The organism is Leptolyngbya iicbica LK (assembly GCF_004212215.1).
Lineage (GTDB): Bacteria > Cyanobacteriota > Cyanobacteriia > Phormidesmidales > Phormidesmidaceae > Halomicronema > Halomicronema iicbica.
On sequence record NZ_QVFV01000003.1, the window covers coordinates 162,270 to 186,045 of the forward strand.

Consider the following 23,776-nt stretch of genomic DNA (forward strand, 5'->3'; position numbering starts at 1 on the left):
CCAGCGACGGGACAGGCGTTCTAACGATCGACATCCCCACTATATCTGAAGGGGCGGAAAAGGCTGGGATAGGCTGATAAGAACGTGATGGTCACTTCTTGAGCTGTGCCACTTTTTCCCGATACATCGCCGCTTCTCGTGCTTCTTTGGTGAGTTTTTCTGAGAGGTCTTGCGATCGCGATCGCTCTCGATCCAGGTCTTTCTCTACCCGAGATAATTGCGCCTCAGCGGTCGCAGCCCGAGCGGTTTCCTGGACTACTCGCTCCGAAAGGGTATGCACCTGCTTTTCTAATTCAGCCCACCGAGATTTTGCCCCTTCGAGTTCTCCTCGAATCTGCTCTAGAACCTGGGAATGAGAATAGGCCTCTTGGGTGAGCTGGTCTCGTTCACTGCGGATGGTGGAGAGTTCTGACTCCAGGGTGGCGTTTTTAGCCTGTAGGGATTCCAGTTCTTGGAGTGCCTCTTTGACTTCTTCTTCAGACTCCTTGGTCTGTTCTGCCGCCAGTCGCTTAATGGCGCGGATTTCCTTTTGCGCCCAATCAGAAGCAGCTTTCCAGACCGCTCTGACCATCTGACTCCCAACTTCTCGAATTGGGGCAGGGATCTCCTCATCGCTTACGTTGTTTGATTTTTCGCGCTCTTCCTTCCGCCATTCCCTGAGGTGATTGGAAATGGTGGAGAAGGAGCCGCGATTTCCTAGCGCGGTTCGAATGGTGCTGACGGTGATTTTCCGGTCTTCAGCCTTGAACTGCTGGGCCAGCGTAAAGACTTCCTCCTTAGTGATGTACATGGCGGCTCCTCTGTCTGATTCCGTGAGAGGATACGCAGCCTCGCGTGGGGAGTCAATCAAAATTACGTAAATACAGGTGTAGTACAGGCGTAATCTCGTAATTTACAGGTTTATTGAGAGTAGGCCCACGCCGATGGAGGGCCGCTAGGCAGCTGCTATTGGTCAGAGGAGCGCTCCCAGGCTCGGCTGTCAGCAATGAAATTTGCCCTTTCCGGGACACCCTTTCCATTACATAATGCCTCTTTATGTCATAGAAGAAATACGCCGAAATCCAGGCATATCAAGCTTTTGGCGGATCGCCCGTGAGTAACTTAATTCTCCCTAAGAGCAGCGCTCCGATGCTTCGAGGCGCAGAGTTTGTGCTGCCGCCGATTCTCCATCGCGCTGGCAAGCGAGCCACCTATCGTTACGTCGAGTTCTTCACCGCTGAGATTCGGAACCTGAATACGCGGCTCGCCTACTATCGAGCCCTAACTCAGTTCTTCGGCTGGCTGGAGGACTGCTATCCAGACCTCGGGATCCACCAGGTTAATTCCATCATCATTGCGCACTACATCGAGATCCATCCGGGTTCGGCGCTGACGCGGAATCAGCACTTGTCGGCGATTAAATCACTGTTTCGGTGGCTGCAGGCTGATGGTGTGATTGTCGAAGACCCGGCGGTAGAGGTGCGAGGCGTGAAGCATCGGGCGAAGCAAGGCAAGACGCCTGTGCTGAGTGATGAAGAGATGGTGCAGCTTTTGAGCAGTATCGACACATCTAATGTGATGGGGCTGAGGGATCGCGCGCTGATCGCCACCATGTTCTTTAGCTTTGCCCGGATCGGGGCGGTGCTGGGGATGAATGTGGGTGACTATTTCCCGAAGGGAAAGCGGTACTGGTTTCGGCTACATGAGAAAGGCGGCAAGTACCATGAGCTGCCTACCCACCATACGGCTGAAGAGTATCTGGATCAGTACCTTGACGCTGCGAGGCTGCGAGATATGAAGGACAATCCCCTCTTCCAGACAGCACCGGGGCGGAGTCGCAAGCTCTCGGGGAAGCGGCTGCAGCGGCAGGAGGCGTGGGCGATGGTGAAGCGGCGAGCGTTAGCAGCGGGGGTGAGTACGGAGGCATGCAACCATACGTTTCGGGCGTCGGGGATTACCAACTTTTTGCGGAATGGGGGGAGCCGAGATAATGCACAGAAGATTGCGGCCCATGAGGATATTCGAACGACGGCGTTGTATGACCGGCGGGATGATGAGGTGAGTTTGGATGAGATTGAGAAAATAAGAATCTAGACGTAGTTAACTTGAGGCTCGACGAAATTTTCGGCGGCTTAATATAGAAACAGCAAAATTCATCTACTTCTCTTTTACGTGTCGAATGAAATGCTTTGCTATCCCTATTTGCTGAATAAAGATCTTCCCTTTTTTGTGATCGGCACCATCTTTTTAGTAATGGCTCATCGCTCGTCTAATCCAAAGTCATGGTGGAGTAATGGCAAATGGCAACTTCTCTTTGCAGCTATTGCTTCTTATCTTGGGGCTTTAATGTTTGGGTTATATCATTTCGAGATAAATGATGAAGGCATTCGAGTGAACGCCCCTCCTTTTTTTTCTGATTTTGCTGGCTGGAAAGAGATTGCCTACGTGGTTTATTTAAACCTTGAAAAAGAGGATGCAAAGATATCTGCTCTCTCAAATAGGCTAGGACCTGTTAGAAAGCGACCCGTTTTATTATTTCTAGATCACAATGAATGGAAGCTAGCTGCAATCCCGATATCGGCATTGAACCAATTACACAGACAGAGTCTCATCGATGCGCTAAATCGTTTTAACTCTAACTCCGAGGTTTTCTTTAGTCCAAAGGAATGGCAGACCTACATCATCAACAAATCTAAGTCGAATTGGGGGGATCAAATAGGGAAGCTAAAAGCTACTTTTGAAGACTCTCAGGACTAAAGTCTTTCAGGAGCCCTTTTGATGATGAAGGACGGCCCCCTCTTCCAGACGGCACCGGGGCGGAGTCGCAAGCTCTCGGGAAAGCGGCTGCAGCGGCAGGAGGCGTGGGCGATGGTGAAGCGGCGAGCGTTAGCAGCGGGGGTGAGTACGGAGGCGTGCAACCACACGTTTCGGGCGTCGGGGATTACCAACTTTTTGCGGAATGGGGGGAGTCGGGATAATGCGCAGAAGATTGCGGCGCATGAGGATATTCGGACGACGGCGCTGTATGACCGGCGGGATGATGAGGTGAGTCTGGATGAGATAGAGAGAATTCGTCTGTAAAGCTGCTAAGAAGATAAGTTTTCTGCTTCTTATTGACGTTCAGTATGTAATCCTTACATATCATATCCGAAGAGACTGTAACGCAAAGTGTGTATAGCTCGAGAGTAAGAGCGTTACCCATTTCTTTATTGCATTGCTATTAAGTCTTGAGCGGCTTCGAGCCTCCCCGGAAACATAATAGCGAGCTTGTTCATCAAGCTATCCCAGCCCTGTCTCTTCGTCCACTTCTTCGTGAAGTTTCTGATATTAAGGTAAAGGATCTTTATCGCTGCGGCGTCGTTTGGAAACACCTTGCGATTTGAAGTGTTCTTGCGCAGCTGCGCATTGAGACTTTCGATTGTATTGGTGGTGTAGATAGTCTTTCTGAGGCCAGCTGGATATTTGTAGAAAGTCGACAGTCGCTGCCAATTACGCTCCCACGAGGCGACTGAGAGCGGGTACTGCTCTCCCCATTGCTCTTTAAATTCGAGTAGCGCTAGTTCAGCCGCATTGAGCGTTGGTGAGGTGTAGATGGGCCTCATGGCGGCGCATATCTTCTTTCTGTCTTTGTAGGAAACAAACTTGGTAGCATTACGAATCTGGTGAACGACACACAGCTGCACGTCTGTTTTGGGGTAGACGGCTTCTACCGCCTCTGGCAGCCCTTTAAGGCCGTCTCCGCACAAAATGACGATATCTTTTAGTCCTCGTGCTTCTAAGTCTCCAAAGACTTTGAGCCAGAACTTAGCACCCTCTGTTTCCTCAACCCACAGGCCAAGCACTTCTTGTTTGCCGGTGCAGGAGACGCCGAGCACCACGTAAATGCACTTTTTTACCACAGCTCCAGCGTTGTTGCCGCTACGAATCGAGACCCGCAGACCGTCGACGTAGACTACTGGATAGGCTCCCTCGAGGGGACGGCTCTGCCATTCTACAATCTCGGCCTGTACTGCCTCAGTCGCACGTGTGATGAATTGGGGCGACACTTCAATACCGTACATTTCTCCAAGGTGCTCTTCTATCTCACGAGTTGTCATACCTCGCGCATAGAGCGAGATAATCTTGTCGGTGAAATTGCCGACCGACTTCTCCCGTTTGGGGATTATCTGGGGGGAAAATGTGCTTTGACGATCGCGGGGTGTGGTGATCTCTACCTCGCCAAAGTCTCCTCGGATCCGTTTCTTACCCTTACCATTTCGGCTGTTTGGTTCTGCCGACTCCTCCTTAGACTCCTGTTCGAGATGCTCCGACATCTCCGCCTCAAGCAGCGCCTGGTAGAGCTTCTGGACTAGGCCGGATACTGGATCGCCGTTCTTGTAGAGTTCTTTGGTACCCCCCGATTCCTGTACCTGCTTTAGGATCATGTCCGTCAGCTCGTCTGCTGCTCCGCCCTTGTTGTTGCGATTCTTCCTACCTGCCATAAGAGTTCCTCTCTCTTTTAAGAACTCTTACTCTCACAACTTATCCCTAGATCCTAGGGGGATACACACTTTCTGTTACAGTTCCTATCCGAATACAGACTTTATTGATTTATGCTGGCATTAAAACGACTTTTCCAAAGCCCATAGGAGATATTAACAGCTATCAGTAAAGTGATCGCGATATACCAATAGACTAGATTTAAGTCGCTGTAACCACAATCTCCATCTCGAACATCTATCCCAGTGTTCAAGACCTGCAAACGAAAAATCAGAATCAAGACAGCCCAAATTCCAGCGATAGACTTTTCATTAAATGCGATAAGAGAACACATTGCTAGTGGCAGAAGAAATAGGCCTAGCAAGGCCTTTATTTTCTCAAACAACTCTTTGTTTTCTGCGAGAACTATTTGGTTGTCCCCAAAAAGAGAGCACGCATGAGCGCTTGAAGAAAAAGTTACAGATAAGAACATCAACCCGAGAATCGATGTCCAGATGGCAATGTCAGTTTGCTTTCTCACTGCTATTGATGCAAAGTTTTGAAATTACTATCAGATATTCCCAATTGTTGGTATCAGATTGCCTAACGAAAGTGATTCAGCTTGCAGCCTGTAGTTGTCAGCATTTTCTACCGCAAGTTCAGGATGAGTTTTTGCAAGCTCTAAGGCTCGATATTGATACTCATAATCTTTCGTGTTGTGTGCAAGGTGTGAAATTTCGTGAATGAAGACTCCTGTCTGAGAAAATTGTGTACTCAAGTTCCATAATCCTGAGCCAGGAACTGGTAAGACTGATGCCTGAGTAAACTGTTTTCCAATTGTGATTCGAGGTGCTAAAAAATTTCCGACGGCATCACCAGATACTTGTGCGACAGCATTCAAATCAGCATCGTATGTATACGTGAAGCCCCCACTCGATAGTGACCGATATATATTCTGCCATCCGTTTCTAACATGATTTTTTCTCACCTGATAGTCAGGAGAGAGGGGATTGCTATTCTGATCAAACCAGAAATCATAGGAAAATTCCCAAAAACCTCTTATCTTGCTTACAAGATTAAGAGCATAAGCTTCAGCTATTCTTGCGCCCTGGATTATCTGAGCAGGGCCATTGTCAGAATAGATATTGTAAGTAAGTGCAGCTAGTGAAGATACAACAGCTGCTGTGAGTAAAGACTCGCTCACAGAAAAAAGCCCTGATGGATCTAGGTTATTCACAGGATTCGAATTTGCATAGATATATTTATTGAGGCTTAAAGGATTTTGGATAAAACCAAAGAACTCATCTCTGTTGTGAAATCTACCAGTATTAGGAGATAGATATCTTGCTCTCAGATAATCTAGCCCAATAGTCATATCTCTCTGTTCTCCCGCAAACAGATATGAGTTTTCGGTCTCTCCGATTTGCCTGATTACCTGACCAAAAGCATCGTAAATATATTGGTCAGTAGTTGCCCCAGACTCATTGCTCAAAGCTCGGGTACTTCCCAATCCATCTGCATGATAAAAACTCTTCTCCCCTTCCCGATTCTGAGAAATCAAGTCATTCCCATACACATAGGAAACCTTGATAATTCCCCCCGGCGTATACTCCTCCAGCACCTGGGCATAGGGTCGGTTCGCATCAATTAAAAAGCGGGTTTCTTCCCCATTCACCGTCTGGCTGACGCGGATGCCGTTTTCGTTGTACTGGTTCACCACATCGATCTCGCCATCGCCATCGGTATCGGCTCCAATCAGGCGATTGTCGGCATTCCAGGTGTAGGTGATGGTGGTGCCGTCGGTGGTCTTACTCGTCGTGTTGCCGTTGTTGTCGTAGGTGTAGGTAGTGGCGACGCCATCGGTGGTGGCGGTGAGCAGGCGGTCGTTGTCGTCATAGGTATAGAGGGTGGTGCCTGCGCCCGTGTCGGTGCGGCTCAGGCGATTGCCCACGGCATCATAGATGTATTCGATGGTGCGGGTGGGGCCAGTGCCGCCGGGGTCGGTGATGATTTCGGCGGTGAGGCGGTAGAGGTCGTCGTATTCGTAGTCCACCCGGCGACCGTCGTGTTCTTCCACCGCAGTACGGTTGCCCGTGTCATCCAGGGTATAGCGGAAGCTGGCGATTACCCCTTCCGGACCGCTGGTTTCGATGTAGACCAGGCGGTTCAGGTCATCGTATTCGCGAATTTCTACTGTGCCGTTGGGGAACTCAGTGCGCTCCAGGTTGCCCACGGGGTTATAGGTGTAGGTGGTGATGCCCGCTTCCGAATCAGTGACGGTCTTCAGGCGATTTTGGGCATCAAAGCCGTATTCCGTAGTGCCAGAGGGAATCTGGACGCTGGTACGGTTTCCGGCGGCATCGTAGGTGTAGGCGATGGTGGTGCCATCAGGGTCGATGCGGCTGATCAAGCGATTGCGTTCATCGTACTGATAGGTGGTGGTGCCGCGGTCATCGGTGACGGTCTGGCGCAGACCGTTAGCGGTGTAGGTGTGGGTTTCATCGAACTCGGTGCCGGGAAGGTCTTTGGCGATCAGGCGGTTGCGATCGTCGTAGGTGTAGGTCTTGGTATCGCCATTAAAGTCCGTAGTGGAGCGCATATTACCCACGGCATCGTAGGTGCTGGTGGCGCGCTCACCCAGCGGCAGTTCGGTGGCGACGCGGCGACCGAGGCGATCGTATTCGTAGCGGGTGGTGTTACCGTTAGCGTCGGTCTGGGTAATCAGGTTGCCCTGTTCGTCGTAGGTGTATTCGGTGCGCTGATCTAGGGCATCCACCACGGCGGTGAGGCGACCCAGGGCATCGTATTCGTAGCGGGTGGTGAGACCGGCCTGATCGGTGCGAGCGGCGACCCGTCCGGCGTCGTCAAATTCCACTGAGGTGCTAGTACCGTCGGCATAGACCTGACCCACGGGACGCCCCAAGTCATCGTAGAGGAACTGGGTGATCTGGCCCAGGGCATCAGTCTGGGTGAGTTGCCGTCCGGCGGCATCGTAGGCGGTGGTAAAGCGGGGATTGTCGCTTAGGTCATCGGGCGTCTCATCCGGCAGGATGGTTTCAATTACTCGACCCGCAGCGTCATAGATAAACTCGGTGCGGTTGCCCAGTTCGTCGATTTCCGCCACCACACGACCGGCAGCATCGTACGCCGTCTGGGTGCGAGGATTGTCACTGTCGTCATTCGGTGTCGCATCGGGGTAGAGGGTGGCGATCTGACGACCAAGGGCATCGTAGATCATCACCGTGCGGCGACCCAGTTCGTCGATTTCCGCAATTACCTGGCCCTTGGCGTCATATTTCGTCTGGGTGCGGGGATTGTCGCTGTCGTCGTCGGGCGTGCTGTCGGGATAAATCGTGGCGATCAGCTGACCGCGATTGTCGTAGACGTACTTCGTGGAGCGACCGAGGGCGTCGATTTGTTCCACACGATTGCCCACGGCATCGTAAATCGTTTCGGTAACGCCACCCTCGGCATCAATGGTGCGAATCACCCGGCCTTCGTCGTCATACTCCATCTGAGTGACCAGGGTGCGGGTGGAGCCATCGGCCAGAGTCTGGGTGGTGGTTTCGCTGGTGCGGTTGCCGCTGGGGTCGTAGGTAAAGCTGGTGACGGTTCCCGCTGCGTCGGTCTGGCGGGTAATGTTGCCCAACGCATCATATTCAAAGCTCGTGGTGCCGGAGCCATCCTCCATGGCGGTTAGGTTACCGGAGGCATCGTAGCTAAAGCTCAGCAGGCCACTGGCCTGTCCCGCAATCTGGGTGAGATTGCCATTGGCATCGTAGGTATTGGTGATGGTCTGCCCGGTTGGGTCGGTGGTGGTGAGGACGTTGCCGTTATCGTCATAGGTGTAGCGGGTGGTGTTGCCCAGAGCATCGGTTTCCGTCAGCACGTTGCCGTCGGCATCGTAGGTCATGGTGGTGGTGTTGCCCAGCGGATCGGTCTCCGTGAGCATGTTGTTGTCGGCGTCGTAGGTGCGACGGGTGATACCCCCTAGCGCATCCACTTCGCTGACCACATTGCCCCGCTCGTCGTACTCGTAGGTGGTGACGTTACCGAGCTGGTCGCGCACCTGCTGGATGTCGTTGTCAGGGTCGTAGAGTAGTTCAACGGGATTGCCATCGGCGTCGATCATTCGCGTCAGGCGACCTTGGTCGTCGTATTCCGATCGCACCCCACTGCGACCCAGCGGATCGATGATTTCTTCCAGGTAGTGGGCGCGATCGTCGTTGTAATCGAAGCGGGTGGTGTTGCCTTCGCGATCGGTCACGGCCACCAGATCACCCAGGGCGTCGTACTCATAGGTGATGCGGTTGCCTTCGGGGTCAATTGCAGCCGTAATACGACCAGCGGCATCCCGCTCGAAGGTGACCTGCTGGCCGGTAGAGCTGGTGATGTCGCTGTCGGTAAAGGTGAGGGTGTTGTTGTTGCGATCGGTTACGCTCAGCAGATCACCGTCTTCAGCATCAATCTGATAGACGATGCCTTCTTTCGTTGTCAGCGTGTATTGACCATTCCCGATACCCGTATCGGCTGGGTTAAAAGGCAAACCTCCTGCAAAGGTATAGAATTCATCCCCTGATTTAACCAGGTCAAAGTTCGACACAGAGAGTGTGCTCGTCACCCCTGAATCGGAGACGAAAACAGGTTCGTAGACACCCAAGAAACTACCTTTTAGTCCTGGAGCTTTCCTGGGCTGGAAGGTAAATCCTTCACGCTCACCACCGGGCATGGTGAGGTACACACGGGTACCTTCCTTAAACGGCGCATAGTTACCGAATTCCTCGGCTCCGGTCGGAGCCACGCTGGTCCGCAGGTCCGTATCGCGGAATTCCATCCGCCAACCGTAGCCAAAGTCATCTGTGGTGGCTGAGGTGAGGCTATCGTAGGTGCGCGTTACCTGAATGGGGATGCCCGAAACTGGGATGGAGAGGTCAGTGAACGACAGCTGGAAGTTCCCGAGCTTTAGATCGCCAGCGACCTCTACTTGGGCTTCCACAGTAGAGGTTAAGCCTCCCAAATCGGTCGCTGAGAGTCTCAGGAAGTAGCTGTCGTTTTGTAAGACTGACGTGTCAAACGTCCCAAGGAAACTATCAGTGACGACCTCGGTGCCGCTGGCAATTTCAATAAACTCTCCACCTGCTACCGGTGCGAGGGACAGGCTGTAGGAGAGTAAGTTGTCGTCGGTGACCGTGCCCAGAATGTCTTCTGGGGCAGTGAAGATTGTGCCATCAACAAGATTCGAGAAGCTTACGATCGGCGCTTCTGTGTCGGACGGATCAACGCCAAACACTTGGGCAGTGGACGTGCTGGTATTACCGGCTGCGTCAGTGGCAGTGACCAACAGGTTGAGCGCTCCGGTGGCGTCAATGGGTAAGGTGGCAAAGCCCTGAGCGTCCAGCGCAACCGGACTATCGTTGACCAGCAAGGTCAGAGATTCAACGCCAACATTGTCTGTGGCTTGGACTTGGACTGTCGCAGTCTCGCCGATGTCGAACCGATCATCGGTGAGCAGCACCGCGACATTGGGTGCTTCCACATCCGCAGCTACTGAGACGGTATAGTCCTGGGTAGCGGTTGCCCCGAAGGCATCGGTAACGGCGATACTCACCGCAAACTCCTGGCCAATATCTTCGGCGGTGGGAACCCAATTGAGACGGCCAAAGGTATCGAGCGTCATGCCTGCGGGACCATCGACCAGACTAATGCTGATGGCATCATCATTAGGATCGGTTGCCAGTGGAATGTAGCTGTAGTTGCCACCGGCAGTAGCGGTGGTAATGGGAGTTGAGAGAATGATGGGGGCATCGTTCCCCCGAACCAATAAGGGGAAACTCTGGCTGCCAGTGGCACCTAATCCATCTGAAACTACTACCTGAACTGACGTAGAACCCTCCTGCGCTATTTCTGGAGTCCACTGAATTACCCCAGTGGTTGGATCGATGGTCATGCCCTCAGGTGCATCGATGAGGTTAAACGTCAGCTCATCGCCCTCCGGATCAATGGCGTCTACGTCATAGCGGTACGTTTCGCCTGGAACTGCTCGAAAACCGGGTTGGGTGGTAATTGCTGGGGAGCTGTTGGGGAGGGTTGCCAGGACTGCAAGATTGAAGGTTTGTCTTGCTATACCTCCATTTCCGTCATTAGCCAATATCTCAATAGGTTGCAGCCCAGTCTGACTAGATGAAGGAGTCCATTCAATCAGCCCCGTATCAGCGTCAATGGTCATTCCGGTAGGAGCATTGAGCAGACTAAAGGTGACCTCATCACCATTTAGATCGAAGGCTGTGGTCTCGTAGGAATAAGCCTGATTCGCAATCGCTTGGGTCGTCGGAACTGAGGTAATCGAGGGTGGAGTGTTTAGTCCCTGAACGGTGATTTCAAAGGTTTGGGTTTCCGATTGCTTTTGCCCATCTTCAACTCGGACGGTTACCTCATTTGAGCCAATCTGCTCTAGTGTCGGAATCCATTGGATGATCCCAGTTTTGGCATTAATCGTCATACCGGATGGAGCTTGTTCAAGGCTCCACCGAATGGGATCGCCATTTGGATCATTTGCACGCACCAGATACTCAAATAGCCTGCCAACTTGTGCACTTGAAGGGACAATAGTGTCGATACGAGGTGCCACGTTCTCAATGGGCTCCCCGATAAGTTGATTGCCAAAGTCAACTCCTTCAATAATTTCCCCAGAGCCTACCTGGACGTTGTAGAAGCCTTGATTCGGGAAGGTCCGACTCAATCCTTCTGGAGTGATTTCTCGGACAACATACTCACCTGGCAGCAAAGCGGTAAATCTAAAATTACCGCGTTCATTGACTTCGAGAGTATTTGGATCATCCTCTGTAGTCAGCTGGAAGGGCTCGTCGGCGTCAAGCTCTCCATCATTATCAATATCGAGATAAACACCGACCCGAGAAAGGCCTGGCTCATCTTCAAATGTGGGGGAAAATCCTTGGACACTTACAATGCGATTGCCACCTCTAAAGGTTGAGAATAAAAGGTCACCAGTAAATGGATCGATAAATGCACCTAGGGCTCCCGATAATCCTGGAAGAAATACCTTGCGTGATTCAACGATTGGATCGCCTTCAGCGTCTACTTCATAGGTGGCAATATTTCCTGAGGACCATTCCGAAATCAGCACACTTGGCTCATCAAAGCCTGGGGAACCGGGAGGCACATATGCAATCCCTTCTGGACCTCCTGGGAGTGTGGTTTCTAAAGAAACATCAATGATGTCATAGGTTCCTTGTCCATCTGCTTCTAGATCAATGTCATACCAATTCCCACCGCTCCACGTGACAAGCTTTAGAGAATCATCCTCTGCAATATAGTCAGGAACAAAGCTTAGACCTCCCACGGAGCGTGAAACCCCAAGAGGACCTAATCTAATAACCTTGTCAGTTGTTGTACTCCCTGGCTTCGTCTGTCCTATCTGATTTAAGGGCCACCGTGCCGCAAATAGTACCCCTTCGTCGTTAAAGACTAGGCCACCATCGTTGTTAGCACCTGCGGTGTAGAACGTTGCAGCATCCGAAAAGCCCACAATATGATTATTCGTATCTCTTATTAGTGGGACAGAATAAATTGCCCCAATGCCTTTGTTCGCATTACCGCCGATTAAGAGTGTATTTGGGTCATTAAAAGCTAATGTTAGTCCTCCGTAAGGAGCTGGAAGACCATCAACAGAGCCCAAATCATAGACCTCATAGTCGTCTGTGAATTCAGGCGATATAAACAGGCTATTTGAAGGTTCTAAAGTAGCCGAGGGCGTGTTCTCAATCTCAGCACTATCCTTGACTCCATTACCGTTAAGGTCTTCCCAAACATGCCCTCTAATTTCGCCTAATGAGTTGCTGGGTAAATTTATTGTGTAGACCTGTGTAGCAATTCCGCCTCTGGTATCCTCAGCACGAACCGTGACAAGAGTTTCAGCCAAAGAACCTTGTTCCGGAATCCAGCTGATCACACCTGAGGCCGCGTCGATAGTCATTCCGGCAGGTGCTTCACTCAAGGAGTAGGTAATGTCATCTCCATCAGAATCTACAGCCTCTACGTCATATAAGTAACCGTCACTCAGTGACGCCAGTTGGGTTACTGGTTCACTTGTTATTACCGGAGCGCTGTTACCTAAATCTTGCTCTACCCAGATATCAAACTCCTGGATAGCAATCCCGCCTCGACCATCATCGACCTGTATTGCAACACTGTGAAGACCACGTTGCTCTGCGACTGGTGTCCACTGAAGCTGACCGGTCACTTCATTGACAGACATACCATCTGGCCCAGAGAGCAAGGTGTAAGCGAGGACGTCACTATCTGCATCATTTGCATCAGCGTCATAGCTATAGGGCATATTGACGTTGCCATAGATACTAGGCGCTGTGATGAAGTTGGGCGGTCGGTTTGGAATCTCATCCAAAACCGATAGTGAAAACGTCTGGAGATCGACTCCACCCCGGCTATCTGTGACTTCCAACGTGACAGAGTAAGTGCCTTTATCTTCCGTGGTGGTGGTCCAACTGATTTCCCCAGTGTTCGGGTCTATCACCATCCCCTCTGGACCCGACAACATCGCGTAAGTGAGCTGATCGCTATCCGCATCAATGGCATCCGCATCGTAGCCATACGCCTCTCCCGCGCTCACCTCAATATTGGGTGTAGAGACGAACTCTGGTGCTTGATTTAGGGAGCCAAAGACAACGACGTCAAATGACTTTTCGTCCGTGAGGTTACCTCCTACTCCGCTATTGCCCCGATCATCAATGGTGGCAGTGATGACAGCGGTGCCGGTAAAGTCAGCAGTACTTGTGTAGCTAAGCGTGGCAAGCGCTGCATTAATATTCGCCAACCTCCCCGTAAAGACGATTTCCCTGTCATCAGTGCCATCCCCAACCGTGAAGTTCAAACCAAATTGGTTGGTGAGGGTGAAGAGACCGCTCGTGGTGGCAAGGCGAAACTCCATCTGATTAGAGCCTGCATCGACGTCGCTGACAGCGATGCCGTTTAGAGCTAAAGGAATATCGCCGAGTGTGACTTGAGCGTTGGGAACTGTAAGAGTCGGTGCATCGTTGACTGGGGTAATCTCAAGCTTTGTCGTATGGAAAGCGATACCGCCTTGCCCATCTTTGGCAACATAGCCAAAGCTTCCAGCATTACCGTTGGCATCTGGCTGGGGCACAAATACTAGAGCTTGCAACTCATCAAGCGTGAGGATTTGGCGAGCCGTAACAGGTGTGCCATCCGGAAGCTCGATCCGTCCCAATTTAGGATCTGGAATCGATGTGACGGAGATCGTCAACGTATCTCCGTCAGCGTCAAGCGGGAGCACTAGGTTCAGAGGCGAGGCACTACTGTCCTCATCTACAATCAGCGTTTTATTCGATTCGAGTGCGGGTGAAGTATTGGTCGATGAGACGTTGATAAGAATCGTGGCGTTATCCGTTAACGCTCCCCCAGCCCCCGTATTACCCAAATCACTGACTGAAACCACTAACCTATCTTGTCCAGCAAAGTTGCTGGCACCCTGATAGGCCAGGGTGTTTAAGGCGTTATTGAGATCAGCCAGGTTGCCTTCAACCGTCAGGCGTAGGCTATTACCGTTAATGCCTTCAAGGAAGGTCAAGCCTTTGGTTTCATCAAGGCCAATACTTCCGTGCTCAACTTCGAGCGTAACCTGAAGGTTTCCATGCGCTACATCGACGTCACTAATGCTAATGCCACTAATGTTGAGAGTCGTGTTTTCAGAGATGCGCTGAAGTCCCGGAGTTGTCAGAGTCGGGGCGTCGTTGACCGGGGTAATGGTGAGGGAGATTGTCTGGGTCGCAGTGCCGCCATTGCCATCTTCGACAATGTATTGGAAGGTGCCTGCTGGGCCGTTTGCATTAGCTTGGGGCACAAATTGCAGGGTTTCAAGTTCTGCAAGGGAGAGTATTTGGCCAGTTGAGACCGCTGTGCCATCTTGTCGCTGAATAGCTCCTAAAGACGCATCGGGTGTGTTCGTAACCGTAATGAATAACGCATCACCATCCGGATCAGTTGCAGGGATAATCCCTAGCGAAGTCGGTGAGCTGTCTTCCGCAACTGTGATCAAGCGGTCAGGCTCAGCGATAGGTGGGGCATTTGTAGGCGCACTAAGCTTGTCAAATTCAAACCGAAATACGAGATCGTCGTAATCGCGATCGCCCCCACCAGTCAAGTCTTCCCAGGCGTAGTGGCCAGTGGGTAACTGCTTGAGGTGCTCAAAGGTATCGGGATTGGTATTGTGCAGAGAGAAGAATGCTATGGGTCCCTTCCCTATCTCATTGTTGGGATTTTTCTCTAGGAACCTCTCAACAGAAGCATTTTGGATGAGATACCAACCAAAGTAGGTATCACCCGGCAACTCGATATCGGCGATCGCGCCCTCAGTCTGTTCTTGCGAGAAGATTCCCCGTCGCCGTTCTGAAGCAAGGGCTGCTTCAGCATATCCTTCATCATCAGGCAGTAAAGAGCCGATGCGCCCTTCGGCGTCATCGACTAAGAAAAGACCTAATTCGTTGTTGTAACCTGCTTCTCTTTCGGTCCAGTAGAAACGGGCTGAGACCGCTTGTCCTGACTCACCTGGAGTTTTTTCTAGGAATCCATCTGACGAGTGAGGTGGCTCTGCAGCCCCGAGGGAGACCTCAAAGACCACATCATCAAAATCGCGATCTCCACCACCGGTCAGATCTTCCCACGCAAAGCGCCATGCTCCATCGGTAAGGGCTTGCGTCTTAAGGTGGTCAAAATCATCTGGATTTGCATCGTTTAGGGAGAAGAACGCTTGTGGTCGCTTGCCCAGCTGATTCTCAGCGTTCTTTTCCAGCCAGGTTTCAGTTGATTGATCTTGAACTAGATAAAACGCGAGGCGATCGCCCCCATTAAACGTAAATGTTTTTTTAGCCCCAACGGTTTCACCGCTAGAAAAAATTACCTGTTGCGTATCGGAGGTAAGAGCCGATAAGGCGTACCCGACTTCATCAGGGGAGAGTTCACCGATGGTGGCGCTTTCATCAATCAGGAAAAAAACCACTTCGTTGTTATATGCTGCCTCTCGTTCAGTCCACTCAAAGGTGACAGTCACAGCATCATCTGGACTGCCAGGTATGACGAGGACTTCGCTCAAACCACCATGAGTCAACCAATCCTCATTCGAAGATGGAGAGATCGTGAAGGGGCTATTGGCTGACGGTAGATGGAGGTCTTGAGTATGTACCGAGTTGCCTTTCAGTAGAGCTAACTCATTGAGGGCATGATAGGATGCCCCTGCATGATTGCGTGGTTCCAGGTATGGAAATAATGTCGATCCTTCAGTACCCGAAATACCCCAATACTCCTCTGAAGTACCGATAGCACCCGACTGGTAGCTCTTCACCTCACCAATATTCGTTAGGTCAGAGGGATCGGGTACGCCAGGAATCAAAGAACCATGGGGTTCCTGGAAGAAAAGCTCTGAATGCTCCATCCTGTATGACAACGGTGTAACCGCTGAGTGATAATTTCTCGCACACGCATGAAATTATTCAAGTGAAGTTCATTGCATCCGTATAATCCCTGGGAACCATTAACTTTTTCTCGTGAAATTTACGGAGACCATTATTTTTTTGAATTTCCGGTAAAGCAGATGTTAGAGAAACTGTTCATCCATACCTAATTGTGTTGCTGGCTGCCAAATGCTTAAGTTTGATACCGGGAGAAGATCACAGATCTTATTCAAGGTTTAGTCACCGAATTCCTAAAGCCAATCTGTCATGCAGAGAAACGCCAAGAATCACCTCAACGAACCTGCATGAACTGTCGCCTGTGAGACTCGCTTAGTACTCCGAGGGCAGCAGAATCACTCCATCTTGAAAGTAAAGCCGTAGCTTTTTGAGCGGAAAGTCAGTGAACGGGATCCTTTGCGTGACGACAATGTCCTCAGAATCCCGCTCGCAGATTAGCTGCGCTGAGCGATCGTCGTTGACCGTCAACGTCCAGAACTGAATCTGCTGGAGCATCGGATCTTGATAAATCCTCGGATGTAACTGCCAGATGGCAATCACATCGATGAGCCAGTACGCTCTGCCCCGTTCCGCCATGTAGTGCACCCCATCGGTAATCAGCACACCAAGTGGGTGCTGATAGTACTGTGAGGTACCCGTAAATTGGGAAAGCTCACCTTCAGAAAGCGAATAACCTGCGTCCTCCATAGCAACAATGACCTCTCAACTTCAGGATTCTCCTGCAAGGAAAGGCTTGTGTGGTCTTGCCCAGGAGTAAAACCTTTAGGCCGTGTACCCTGCATGACACGTTGACCCAAAGCAGGACTCTTTCTACCCGTTCTAATTGCGTTGATTCGGTAAAATTCCAGGAAATATGACCCGGTTCAAGAGAAAAGTTTTGAATGTCCTGCAGCATCGGTCTTACCATCTCTCTACAAAGTAATAGTTGAAAAGTTGCTGCGATCGCTTAAGGGTCAACTTTCCCATGGTCATGAACCTATCCATTGCGGACTTAACTGCGCTCATCATGGTCGTCTTTACCTTCGTAACGACCGTAGCCAATATCCTTCTTTGGATTTCGACTCGCAGGACGGTCACTATTCTGCTCGATCAGGTAAGACATCAGATCGCAAGTGGCTACAGCCAGGCGCAGCACTCAGTCATTGATGCCCATCGGGACCTCTTCTTTGGCATTCTCAATAACCCAACGCTTCGTGAGGCCTTTACTCAGGCCAATGGGCTTGACCTGAAAGATTGGGAGTTACAGAAAGTCAGCGAATTTCTCGTAAATCAGGTTCTCATAGGTTTTCTAAATTTTAAGAACGGGATCATTAGCGGTGTCCACTTTGATGGGTTTACGCGGGATGCACGGGATGTCTTTGCTTATCCATCGATACGGTCCCACTGGAAGAAGATGCGATCAGTTCATTCTGAGGATTTTCGGCACTTTGTAGAGACCAAGCTTCTGTTCGAAGAGCCGTAAAAATTGAACAGCCCCAAGCGTCATATCGCCTAGGGCTTTTTGCAGAATAGATGCTGGATCGCCAACTTTCTAGAAAGCCTTCAGATACGAAAGTATCTCAGGTGCAATTTGCACTACTTCCTCATCATCAGAGACTGAAATCGTCTCTCTCGTCTGGGAAGAAAGCTTTTGGCCCTGAACAAACACATTCCCTGTTTCATCAGAGTAGAGCGTCGGACACATGCCACTGTTACAGGGGCTCAAGATCACGGTTAGTTTCTGGGATTCAGACATAAGACATACCTTCCTTATAGAGCGGAAACTACCTCGTAGCCATCTCCTCCACCACCGGGGAAAGTTTGATACTCGTCCCCCGCATGGAACCTATATTATCTTTTTGGAAGCCAGTGGATGCCACCTTATGCCAATTGCTCATTTTTCTTAATACGAGGCTTAGAGAGATACGATGAGTGAGGATTTTGTATCTCAATGGTTTCTAGTGACGCAGCGGGACAGGATTTCAATTGACGTGAGTGATCTCAGAGAAGCGGTCGAGTCATGCCGGGATGATGTGGCTTGGAGTGAACTGCCCTTAGCGGCAAAGCTTCGAGTGTTGATAAAGGAGCGACTCGCTGAGCTAGAAGGACACAAAGACTCAAAGTAGCTCTTGCAGGTCACTCCCCTACCCTGCTTTTTTGGCAGCGGCTACGAGGAGTGGCCTGCTCGTAAGGATTTGGCCGAACAAGACAATGCTTCCACAGTCAGCAAAAAATGATTCTATGAGGTGGCGACGAGGGACCCGCCAACTACGATCAGCAAGGCACCGATGAGAAGCTTTATCGAGTTGACATCTTGCCACTCAGAAAAGACAAAGAGCCCGATTATGACGGCGACCAAGGTGTTCATGTTGTAGAGGGGAACCAATCGCGCGATGGGAGTTCCGTAGTTGGTGAGAGCAATCGCCACCATACCAGCAGCAAGCGCCCAGCAACTGCCAACAAGCACCGTAAAGAATCCCGAGCGAAACGATAACGCCCTCTCAGGCAAAGCAAGGCAAAAGAGCAGCCCTACCGTTGCGATCGCTAAACCATTAATCGTGAGATAAAAACCGGTACTGATGCCGATCTGAGTCGCTGGGCGGGAAAAGACAGCCGAGAGTCCAAAAAAGATGGCTGGAAAGAGCCCACCGATAATGAGGCCGAGGGTTTGAGGGGACATGGGGGTATTCCTTTTGGTAAAGAGGCATTTCGATCTTCCCAATATTTCTAGACCCCAGGAGCCTTGGGTCCCTTCTCAATGGCTTCCTTATAGGCTTCAAGGCTTTGCGCTGCTTTGATCCACCGATTGTAGGTGCGAAGATGCAGGTCAGCTGAGTGACCAGCCATTGCAGCACTTACCGGGATTGGCTGCTTAAAGACTACCGAGGCGCGAATGCACCAGGCGTGACGCAGGGTGTAGGGCGTGAATGGGATCTTGAGACGCTTAAATGCCCTAGCAGTGCGCTCACCATAGATGGCGCGATCGCCGACCTTATCGGTCACCTTGGGAAGAGTCCCTTTCCAGGGCTCCCACTGCTGTGCCCACTCTGGGTAAAACGGCATGACCCCATCACGCGGCCCTGTCTTTCCCTCCAGTACCTGACAATCGTAGGGAGGTTTTGGGTTGATGACACAGAACCAACACTCATGGTCCCTTAGTCCATAGATAGTCATCCGAGTTGCCACTAAACGCCACTGTGGATTCTCGATGGTGGTAATAATTTTTGCTATCTCATCATCCGGCGGGATATCGAGGGCATTTACCCGACGAGTGTATTTACCTCGGTATTGATTGAGGTTTACGTCTAATGAGGCAAACTCAGCAAAACGGTTGAGTATCTGCACACAGAGTTGCCTAGCGCGGCTATCAGGAGGGCGATGAGAGACTGTCTCTTTGAGAATCTTGGCGGAGAGTTTCTTGTCACTGGGTAACCAACGAAGGCCCATTTGCCACTCCCCACGGTGCCATTTTTTCTGGGTCGCTGGAGTATTGCCATTGATAGCGAACCAGTGACGCTTGTACCGCTCTATCCAGGCTCCACAGGTATCCAGGTCAGTCATTATCCAGTCTTGCCAGTCAAACGTCCCCCGCCCTATCTGTGCCCATACCTCATGAGCTTTAAGCTCTGCGGTTTTTAAGCCATACGGAGTGTCATCAATTCCAAGAGCAAGGTAAGTTTGCCTGGGTTTTGTTTGCCCTGGTTTCGGTGGGAAGGTGCCGCGAAGTGAAAGCTTTTGTGATCTTGCTTCCACTTTAAGCCGGATGCCAGCCTCTTTGAGGCGAGCATTAATCTCTTCGGGTGAATCAGCCGGTCGAGGCATTGTGCTAAATCTTGTGCTAAATTCATGCCTATTTTCGCGCATCCATAAGTAGGTTTGTGTAGAAATGCGTAGCTATGAGCACCCCAAGGGGGGCTCAAAACGCTTATATGGGTGGACATGCAAAACCCCCAAAGCCTTAAGCTTCAGGGGTTTCAGAGAAAAGCTGGTGACAGGACTCGAACCTGCGACCGGCTGATTACAAATCAGCAGCTCTACCAACTGAGCTACACCAGCACACTGGACAACTAGCATATCAAACTCGCTGTCCGATATCAGAGAAAATTTTGGAGAAAATCAATTACGCCTTGCTATTTTCGATCGCCCACCGCGCCAACTCCGTGCGGTTATGGAGTCCGGTTTTGCCGAGCATATTGCTGACGTGGCTTTCGATCGTGCGTTGGCTGACTTGCAGCTCTTCAGCGATTTCGCGGTTAGCCATGCCCCGAGCCACGAACTGAACGACTTTAAGTTCAGTCGGGGTGAGTTCGACATCAAAGGGCACGCTGATGGTGGGTGTCGTAGAGCCACCGCGCGACTGTTGACGAATCAGGCGAGACGCTTGTTTAAGGGATGACTCAACTTGAGCGACCAGCTCTTCGGGTTCAAACGGCTTGACCATGTAAACGTCAGCCCCGGTATTCAGACCTTTGACACGGTCTTGACTTTGCCCCTTGGCGGAGAGGAACAGTACCGGAATCCACTCGGTTTCGGGATTGTCGCGGACGTGCTCGACAAAGGCGTAGCCATCCATCTCAGGCATCATGACATCACAAATGATCATGTCGGGGCTGTTGCCATTTAGGACGTCAAGCGCCTCACGACCATTTTCTGCGGTGATGACACTGTAGCCACGAAACTCTAGATAGTCCTTCACTAGCAAGATCAAGTTGGGGTCATCATCAATGAGCAGTAATGTCTTCTGATCCCCCGCATTTCCGTCTTTCATGCTGACCTGCTTACGTAAAAATGTGATGTCTGTTAATGCTCTTACAGGTTACCCATTCTCACGGGATCCGCTACGTACAACGCGAAAAATTACTGAATTTACTGACTTTGTATCGTTAAGTTACGTCCGGATGGAACGTAAAAAGTCCCTTTCAGACGTTGGCGGCCCCGCAATTCTACGGAGTCTCGACGGTGTTTGCAACGACGGGTAGGGCATGGGTCACGAGGACGTAGTCTTTGACGACCTGGCCGTTGAGCAGATGCTCTTGAATAATGCGCTCAATGACAGCAGGCGTAGCGCTGTGGTACCAAACCCCCTCGGGATATATCAGCAAAATGGGGCCTTGCTGACAGACGCGCAGGCAGTTGGCTTTGGTGCGAAAGGTGCAGGTGGGCCGCTCTGGGCTGGGGGTATCGAGGCCCAGCTCTTTGAGGCGCTGCTTGAGGTAGTTCCAAGCGGTGAGGCTCGCGGCTTTGTCGCAGCACTTGGGTTTTGTCTGGTCGGCACAGATGAAGATGTGGCGATCGATCGCGTTTAAATGCAAAGCCGAGACGGTGGCGGCGAGTGCCGTCAGATCCGCAGGGCTAGGGGCAGGCAACGACGACATGGGCTAGGACTCAATGGGCGTATCAACAGTGGGTGTGGAGGCGTCGTTAGCGGCAGTTGAGTTGGTTGCGGTGGCAGACTCAGTGGCTGTGTCTGGGCTGGCTTCCGGCTGTGACCGAATGCGTCGAATCGGCAAATTGGCAATCAATGCGGTCATGCGATCGTCATTTTCGAGGGCAAATTCGAGGCCATCGGTGTCAATTTCGACGTAGCGCGACACGACTTCAATGATTTCTTGCCGCATTTTTTCGACCATTTCGGGTGATAGGTCGGTGCGATCGTGGGCTAGGACAAATTGCAATCGACGTTTGACCGCTGATCGGCTAGTTTCAGTCCGATCGCGATTTAAGAGTCGATCTAACAGTTCACTCAACATGGGCAATTCGCAAAGACAGTTGGGTCATTCAGCGCCACAAGTTTAACCCCGAAATAACCGACGAACGCGGGAAAATAAATCGTCGTGGGGCGCGGAAAGATCGAGGAAAGAGACTTTTTCTCCCAGGAGCCGTCGTGCCACGTTGGAAAAAGCGACCCCCGCGAGGGAAAGTTTTTTCTCTAAAACTAAGGGTTCGCCTTTGTTGGTGGAGACGATGACGCGCTCATCATCGGGAATGACGCCTAACAGGGGAATCGCCAAAATATCCTGGACATCTTGCACTGACATCATTTGGTCTTCTTGCACCATGGCTGGTTTGAGTCGATTAATGATCAGGCGTTTCGTTTTAATGTCGTTGGCTTCGAGCAGGCCGATGACGCGGTCAGCATCACGAACGGCGGAAATTTCGGGGGTGGTGACGACGATCGCTTCTTTGGCTGCGGCGATCGCATTGCGAAAGCCGCCTTCAATGCCTGCCGGACAGTCGATGAAGACAAAATCAAATCCAGCGGCTGACAATTTCGACACCAGTTCGATCATTTGTTCGGGTGTGATCGCCTCTTTCGAGCGGTTTTGCGCGGCGGGCAACAATGCCAAATTGGGCTGACGCTTATCTTTGACCAGGGCTTGCTCAAGCCGACAATCGCCCGCCAACACGTCTAAAGCGGTAAAGACAATGCGGTTTTCGAGGCCCAGCAGCAAATCAAGATTGCGCAACCCAAAGTCAGCATCAATCACAGCAATGCGCTGTCCCTGTTGGGCCAGGGCCATGCCCAAATTGGCGGTGCAAGTGGTTTTGCCAACGCCACCTTTGCCAGAGGTCAGTACAACAACGCGGGTCATAAAACGTCGAGTGGATGTCTGCGAAAAGTCTACTACGGCTCAGGCCGGTACAGCGATCGCCGCACTAGACCAAGTTCTGCTTGATTATGCCTTACTGTGTCCCGGTTGCTGCATCCGTCGCCTAACTTTCTTGGGATGATGTTAACGACATGGGCGGGATTGGGGCTGATGAGATGTCGGCCTAGACTCGGCGCGATGGTGACCATCCAACGTTCTCGAATGGCTCTTTACGAGGCGTCATCTGCCTGCGGCTGGGAGGGCGTGGCGAATACCGGCGACTCAATCCACAGATATTTTGAGAGGCCATAGACGCAAGCGTAGAATGGCCCGGTGTCGAGTAGCGCAGCCACGAGCTTGAAGGCGTAGCCGTAGGCAATAAATAGAAAGAGTTGCGGCCACAGAGCTTGAGCGGGATCAATGGGCAGCACCCCCGCAAAAAAATGGGTGATCAGGACCACGGCAGACGTATCGACCAGTTGGCTCAGCAGCGTGGAGCCGTTGTTGCGCAACCATAAATATTTGCCTTGGGTTAGGTTTTTCCAAAAGTGGAAGAGCTGGACATCGACGAACTGGGCGGTGAGGTAGGCACACATTGAGGCAAAGACGGTGCCAAAGGTGAGGGCGCGAATCTCAAAAAAGACGGGCAGGCGATCGGCGGCGTCGCGCACAATTTCGCCGGTGGCGGGATCAGTGGCCTCGAACCCGGGCAATACGCCCCCTAACCACACGATGAAAAAGACCCAAACATTCAACAGCAGCCCCACCCAGACAACTTGGTTGGCCCGTCGCTGCCCATACAGCTCTGACAACAGATCGGTACACAAAAAGGTGAGGGGATAGGGGAGTGCGCCTACCGCCACGGTGATATCGAGCCCGTGATAGCTAAAGATTTTGACAAAGCGGCTGATGCCCAGAATATTCAACATGCCGAGCGTGCCGAGAAAGAGGCCCGACAGGATGAGAAATACGATCGCGCGTCGTTCTTGAATATGGCCCGGAACTGTCGCATCGGGCACCGCATCAAAAACCGCGAGATCGTCAGACACTGGAGCAGTTGAGGACATCGTTTTGTCGCACTGGGCAACCCAGGCAAAATGGGCGCAGAGAGTAGGGCAAGCGCTGGCCAACAGGCGGCGATCGCGCACTTCCAAACCACAATTCACCCTAGCGTAAAGCCTGACCCGGTCGGGCTGTAGGGCCTCATAATCTCTCTATCGATGACATTGGTTGTGTTGATGTGGCGGA

16 protein-coding genes and 1 tRNA gene are annotated in these 23,776 nt (G+C 51.4%); 4 read left to right on the top strand and 13 right to left on the bottom strand.

Features of this window, described 5'->3' with window-relative positions; translation table 11 throughout:
• Nucleotides 1-91: 91 nt before the first annotated feature.
• The gene (locus DYY88_RS14630; protein WP_039726886.1) at nt 92-790 is read right to left on the bottom strand and encodes a DNA-binding protein; all 699 of its coding nucleotides are present in this window, start codon (nt 788-790) and stop codon (nt 92-94) included.
• Nucleotides 791-1,128: 338 nt separating this feature from the next.
• Between DYY88_RS14630 and DYY88_RS14635 the strand changes: the two genes are divergently transcribed.
• The 3 genes from DYY88_RS14635 to DYY88_RS14645 all read left to right on the top strand — a co-directional run bounded on the left by DYY88_RS14635 (nt 1,129) and on the right by DYY88_RS14645 (nt 3,060).
• A complete protein-coding gene (locus DYY88_RS14635; protein WP_039726888.1) occupies nt 1,129-2,073 on the top strand; it encodes a tyrosine-type recombinase/integrase in 945 nt (314 codons plus the stop codon).
• A gap of 135 nt (nt 2,074-2,208) precedes the next feature.
• A complete protein-coding gene (locus DYY88_RS14640) occupies nt 2,209-2,736 on the top strand; it encodes a hypothetical protein (RefSeq protein ID WP_152624673.1) in 528 nt (175 codons plus the stop codon).
• 24 nt (nt 2,737-2,760) lie between these two features.
• Entirely contained in the window at nt 2,761-3,060 is a 300-nt protein-coding gene (locus DYY88_RS14645; RefSeq protein ID WP_201278998.1) for a tyrosine-type recombinase/integrase, read from the top strand.
• Between the two features lie 125 nt (nt 3,061-3,185).
• On the opposite strand, the gene DYY88_RS14650 is transcribed toward DYY88_RS14645, so the two are convergent.
• The 4 genes from DYY88_RS14650 to DYY88_RS14665 form a co-directional block, all read right to left on the bottom strand.
• Entirely contained in the window at nt 3,186-4,460 is a 1,275-nt protein-coding gene (locus tag DYY88_RS14650; RefSeq protein WP_044151214.1) for an IS256 family transposase, read from the bottom strand.
• Nucleotides 4,461-4,561: 101 nt separating this feature from the next.
• Nucleotides 4,562-4,978, bottom strand: a complete 417-nt coding sequence (locus DYY88_RS14655; protein ID WP_039726893.1) for a hypothetical protein — start codon at nt 4,976-4,978, stop codon at nt 4,562-4,564.
• Between the two features lie 30 nt (nt 4,979-5,008).
• Nucleotides 5,009-15,541, bottom strand: a complete 10,533-nt coding sequence (locus DYY88_RS14660) for a putative Ig domain-containing protein (protein WP_163685944.1) — start codon at nt 15,539-15,541, stop codon at nt 5,009-5,011.
• A 730-nt stretch (nt 15,542-16,271) separates the two neighbouring features.
• Nucleotides 16,272-16,646, bottom strand: a complete 375-nt coding sequence (locus DYY88_RS14665; RefSeq protein ID WP_039726897.1) for a DUF6876 family protein — start codon at nt 16,644-16,646, stop codon at nt 16,272-16,274.
• A 283-nt stretch (nt 16,647-16,929) separates the two neighbouring features.
• On the opposite strand from DYY88_RS14665, the gene DYY88_RS14670 reads away from it, so the two are divergent.
• The gene (locus tag DYY88_RS14670) at nt 16,930-17,421 is read left to right on the top strand and encodes a hypothetical protein (protein WP_130199463.1); all 492 of its coding nucleotides are present in this window, start codon (nt 16,930-16,932) and stop codon (nt 17,419-17,421) included.
• A gap of 756 nt (nt 17,422-18,177) precedes the next feature.
• Here the strand turns inward: DYY88_RS14670 and DYY88_RS14675 are convergent.
• From DYY88_RS14675 to DYY88_RS14710, 8 genes are all read right to left on the bottom strand, one after another.
• Entirely contained in the window at nt 18,178-18,618 is a 441-nt protein-coding gene (locus DYY88_RS14675; RefSeq protein WP_039726901.1) for a hypothetical protein, read from the bottom strand.
• A gap of 47 nt (nt 18,619-18,665) precedes the next feature.
• Entirely contained in the window at nt 18,666-19,760 is a 1,095-nt protein-coding gene (locus DYY88_RS14680) for a site-specific integrase (RefSeq protein WP_039726903.1), read from the bottom strand.
• A gap of 161 nt (nt 19,761-19,921) precedes the next feature.
• A tRNA-Thr gene (locus DYY88_RS14685) sits at nt 19,922-19,994 on the bottom strand.
• Nucleotides 19,995-20,058: 64 nt separating this feature from the next.
• The gene (locus DYY88_RS14690) at nt 20,059-20,706 is read right to left on the bottom strand and encodes a response regulator transcription factor (protein ID WP_039726905.1); all 648 of its coding nucleotides are present in this window, start codon (nt 20,704-20,706) and stop codon (nt 20,059-20,061) included.
• Between the two features lie 175 nt (nt 20,707-20,881).
• The gene (locus DYY88_RS14695) at nt 20,882-21,313 is read right to left on the bottom strand and encodes a (2Fe-2S) ferredoxin domain-containing protein (RefSeq protein ID WP_039726907.1); all 432 of its coding nucleotides are present in this window, start codon (nt 21,311-21,313) and stop codon (nt 20,882-20,884) included.
• A 3-nt stretch (nt 21,314-21,316) separates the two neighbouring features.
• On the bottom strand, nt 21,317-21,688 hold the full coding sequence (gene minE, locus DYY88_RS14700) for a cell division topological specificity factor MinE (RefSeq protein WP_039726908.1): 372 nt from the start codon (nt 21,686-21,688) through the stop codon (nt 21,317-21,319).
• 42 nt (nt 21,689-21,730) lie between these two features.
• On the bottom strand, nt 21,731-22,531 hold the full coding sequence (gene minD / locus DYY88_RS14705; protein ID WP_039726910.1) for a septum site-determining protein MinD: 801 nt from the start codon (nt 22,529-22,531) through the stop codon (nt 21,731-21,733).
• Between the two features lie 227 nt (nt 22,532-22,758).
• Entirely contained in the window at nt 22,759-23,694 is a 936-nt protein-coding gene (locus tag DYY88_RS14710) for a queuosine precursor transporter (protein WP_242517615.1), read from the bottom strand.
• Nucleotides 23,695-23,776 lie beyond the last annotated feature (82 nt).

Excerpts from the sequence above, each read along its gene's own strand:
- DYY88_RS14630 (WP_039726886.1), bottom strand. The coding sequence starts at position 790 with ATGTACATCACTAAGGAGGAAGTCTTTACGCTGGCCCAGCAGTTCAAG.
- DYY88_RS14635 (WP_039726888.1), top strand. The coding sequence starts at position 1,129 with ATGCTTCGAGGCGCAGAGTTTGTGCTGCCGCCGATTCTCCATCGCGCT.
- DYY88_RS14645 (WP_201278998.1), top strand. The coding sequence starts at position 2,761 with ATGAAGGACGGCCCCCTCTTCCAGACGGCACCGGGGCGGAGTCGCAAG.
- DYY88_RS14650 (WP_044151214.1), bottom strand. The coding sequence starts at position 4,460 with ATGGCAGGTAGGAAGAATCGCAACAACAAGGGCGGAGCAGCAGACGAG.
- DYY88_RS14665 (WP_039726897.1), bottom strand. The coding sequence starts at position 16,646 with ATGGAGGACGCAGGTTATTCGCTTTCTGAAGGTGAGCTTTCCCAATTT.
- DYY88_RS14670 (WP_130199463.1), top strand. The coding sequence starts at position 16,930 with ATGAACCTATCCATTGCGGACTTAACTGCGCTCATCATGGTCGTCTTT.
- DYY88_RS14675 (WP_039726901.1), bottom strand. The coding sequence starts at position 18,618 with ATGTCCCCTCAAACCCTCGGCCTCATTATCGGTGGGCTCTTTCCAGCC.
- DYY88_RS14680 (WP_039726903.1), bottom strand. The coding sequence starts at position 19,760 with ATGCCTCGACCGGCTGATTCACCCGAAGAGATTAATGCTCGCCTCAAA.
- DYY88_RS14690 (WP_039726905.1), bottom strand. The coding sequence starts at position 20,706 with ATGAAAGACGGAAATGCGGGGGATCAGAAGACATTACTGCTCATTGAT.
- DYY88_RS14695 (WP_039726907.1), bottom strand. The coding sequence starts at position 21,313 with ATGTCGTCGTTGCCTGCCCCTAGCCCTGCGGATCTGACGGCACTCGCC.
- minE (WP_039726908.1), bottom strand. The coding sequence starts at position 21,688 with ATGTTGAGTGAACTGTTAGATCGACTCTTAAATCGCGATCGGACTGAA.
- minD (WP_039726910.1), bottom strand. The coding sequence starts at position 22,531 with ATGACCCGCGTTGTTGTACTGACCTCTGGCAAAGGTGGCGTTGGCAAA.